This is a genomic window from Synechococcus sp. WC101 (genome assembly GCF_047461555.1).
Taxonomy (GTDB): domain Bacteria; phylum Cyanobacteriota; class Cyanobacteriia; order Thermostichales; family Thermostichaceae; genus Thermostichus.
In genome coordinates this window covers 1-2578 of sequence record NZ_JANSHG010000238.1, presented here as the reverse complement: position 1 = coordinate 2578, position 2578 = coordinate 1, and the positions used below count along the sequence as shown (strand labels likewise).

Sequence of the window (2578 nt, the reverse complement as noted above, 5' to 3'; positions counted from 1 at the left end):
TCTCCAAGATGCGTTGCAAAGTTCCGTTTTCGGTCAGGACTGCGATCGCCCCATCCACGGCTTCCTTCAGGGAAGGATGCTGTGAGGATACCACGCCCACCAAAGGAATCGGGAACAGAGGCGGCCCCGCCAGGCGCAGCCGGGATCCCGCCTGGCGCAGGCTCAGGGCGGCAACGGGCTGATCGACGAGCACCGCATCCAACTGGCCAGCCTGGAGCTGGGCAAACAAGCGATCCGGGTTGCTGGTGGCAAAAAGACGAATGGCGTTGCCCCGCCTCTCGTTGTACGCCTCCAACAGAGCGGCTCCCGTACTGTTAACTACAATGCCCACTTTGCGGCCAAAGAGTTGCGACAGCGCCTCAATGGGAGCTTCCTCTGGCCCGGGATCCCGTACCACCAAGCGCTGCGGGCTGAGGTAGTAGGGTCGGGTGGCGAGAAACTGCTGCGGATCCAAGCCCAAAGCTTCCCGCGCCCCCCAGATGAGATCCACCTCATCCGCTTGCAAAGCCGCCAACTGCTCGCTCCAAGCCACATAGACGGGCTCCACTCGCACCTGCAGCGTCTGGGCAAGCGCCTCCAGGATATCCCACTCGAAGCCGGCGTAGGTTTGCCGCTCCAGGTCGGTGTAGAGGTAAGCCGGGCCCAGGCTGGGATCCAGGCCAACCCGGATGCGCCCCCGCGCCTGAATCTCGGCCCAACGGGAATCGGGAACCTGTGCTCGCTCGCTGGCAGGAGCGGGCAGGGTCGGCTTTGGGGCAGGCTGAGGGTAGGCCGGGATCCCCAAGAGCAGCGCCAGGCCAAACCCTGCCGCCCAACAACGACGCCGGAGCTTTTTCCCGGCCAAGTTATCTCCCTTGCCTTGCGAAAGAGCCATGAGGGCCTTTGCGTAAACCTTACCCAATTTTCGCCTGATCTTTACCTGATCTTTAAACTTTGGCCGTTTTGCTCCCCAGACCGGCGATCCCGCCGCATGGGGAAGGAGACCGGCAGAGGGCTGACCTGGGCCAGTTCTTCCTGAAGAGCAGCGTGTAGCCAGCCGTTGCTGGCCAGCAGGCGGCCACTGTACACATCCACCGGGCTGCCATCGTAGGCGGTGACCTTGCCGCCCGCCTCTCGCACCAAGACAATCCCGGCGGCAATGTCCCAGGGGGAGAGGCCCCGCTCCCAATAGCCGTCCAACTGGCCGGTGGCCACGTAGGCCAAGTCCAGGGCAGCCGATCCACCTCGCCGCACTCCCTGGGTGAGGTGGGTGAAGTGGCAGAACTCAGCGTAGTTGTTGTCCGGAGTTTCCCGGCGGTCGTAGGCAAAGCCAGTAACCAGGAGACTGCGGGAGAGTTCGGTAGTAGAGGAGACGCGGATGGGTTTGCGGTTGCGGGTGGCGCCCATCCCTTGTACGGCGCGAAAGAGATCCCCGCGAAAGATGTCGTAGATCACCCCCAGCACCGGCTCCCGCCCCTCCAGCAGACCAATAGAGACGGCAGCAAAGGGATAGCCATGGGCAAAGTTGGTGGTGCCATCGAGGGGATCGATCATCCAGGCGTAGGCGCCCTGCGGGGATCCCTGCTGGCCGGATTCTTCCGTCAAGATCACATCTTCGGGGAAGTGCCGCCTTAAGATTTTCAAGATAAGCTCCTCGGAAGCGCGATCCGCTGCTGTTACCAAGTCGCCCGGACGTTTCTCCTCAATGGCAAGGGTGCCCCCCACGTAACTGCGCAGCAAAGCCCCTGCCTCCAGGGCCGCCTCTGTGGCCACATCTAACCGACGCAACAGGGCCTCCGTCACACCCACACCTCAAGGCTACAAACCTGCTACCCAGAATAGCCCGCCCGCGGCCAAGGCTGTGGCTCCCAAGGGATCCCTTAAAACGGGAATAGCTCCGACCTGAACCCAAACCCAATTTTTCCAATTTTTTTTAGGAAAAGGGAGTATCTCCAAGGCTGCCTGTGGTGTATAGTAGGGTACATTAAGGCCTATGAGTTTTCCACCAGCCCGCCAACGCCGGGGGGATGTTGGGTGTCTCCTAGTTTCTGGGAACTCTAGGGTTCAGGGAGTTGGACTGGAAGAGCCAGGCTGCCGGGCAGGTAGTTGAGCGTCGAGGAGGAAACGCTGTTGCCCCAGAGCTACGACGATTTTTTTACCTCTACTACGGCAGTGGGCAGAGGCCATCTGTCCGGCAGTCAGGACTTCGATCTGCCGTTGGATCTGTTCGACCAAGTCCCGCAGCAGCCGGTGTCTCACCCGGAGTTCACCCTGTCCGTCTGCCATCCTGTGCGGCCCTGCAGCTACATCCTGCGGGAGAGCATTTACACGATCGGACGGGATCCCTCCAATGCCATCCAGATTGTCAACCGCTTCGTCTCCCGCCGCCACGCCTATTTGGTGCGAGTGCCCACCAAGTCCAATCGCACAGGATTTACGTATTGTCTAGTCGACGGCAACCGCAAGGGGCAGTCCAGCACCAATGGGGTGTTCGTCAACGGCACGCGGGTAGCTACCCACTACTTGAGGAGTGGCGATGTTATCTACTTTGGGCCGGAGATCCGCGCCTACTTCTTCGAGGTGGCCCGCATTCCCCCTC

General features: G+C 61.2%; 3 protein-coding genes. 1 reads left to right on the top strand and 2 read right to left on the bottom strand.

Going from position 1 to position 2578, the window contains the following annotated elements:
- Together NW809_RS11905 and NW809_RS11900 are read right to left on the bottom strand one after the other, a co-directional pair.
- Positions 1–874, bottom strand: an 874-nt coding sequence (locus tag NW809_RS11905; RefSeq protein ID WP_414402234.1) for an ABC transporter substrate-binding protein, incomplete at its 3' end; no start/stop codon positions are given.
- A gap of 41 nt (positions 875–915) precedes the next feature.
- On the bottom strand, positions 916–1788 hold the full coding sequence (locus NW809_RS11900) for an inositol monophosphatase family protein (protein WP_414347009.1): 873 nt from the start codon (positions 1786–1788) through the stop codon (positions 916–918).
- Between the two features lie 297 nt (positions 1789–2085).
- On the opposite strand from NW809_RS11900, the gene NW809_RS11895 reads away from it, so the two are divergent.
- Positions 2086–2578, top strand: a 493-nt coding sequence (locus tag NW809_RS11895; protein WP_414402233.1) for an FHA domain-containing protein, incomplete at its 3' end; no start/stop codon positions are given.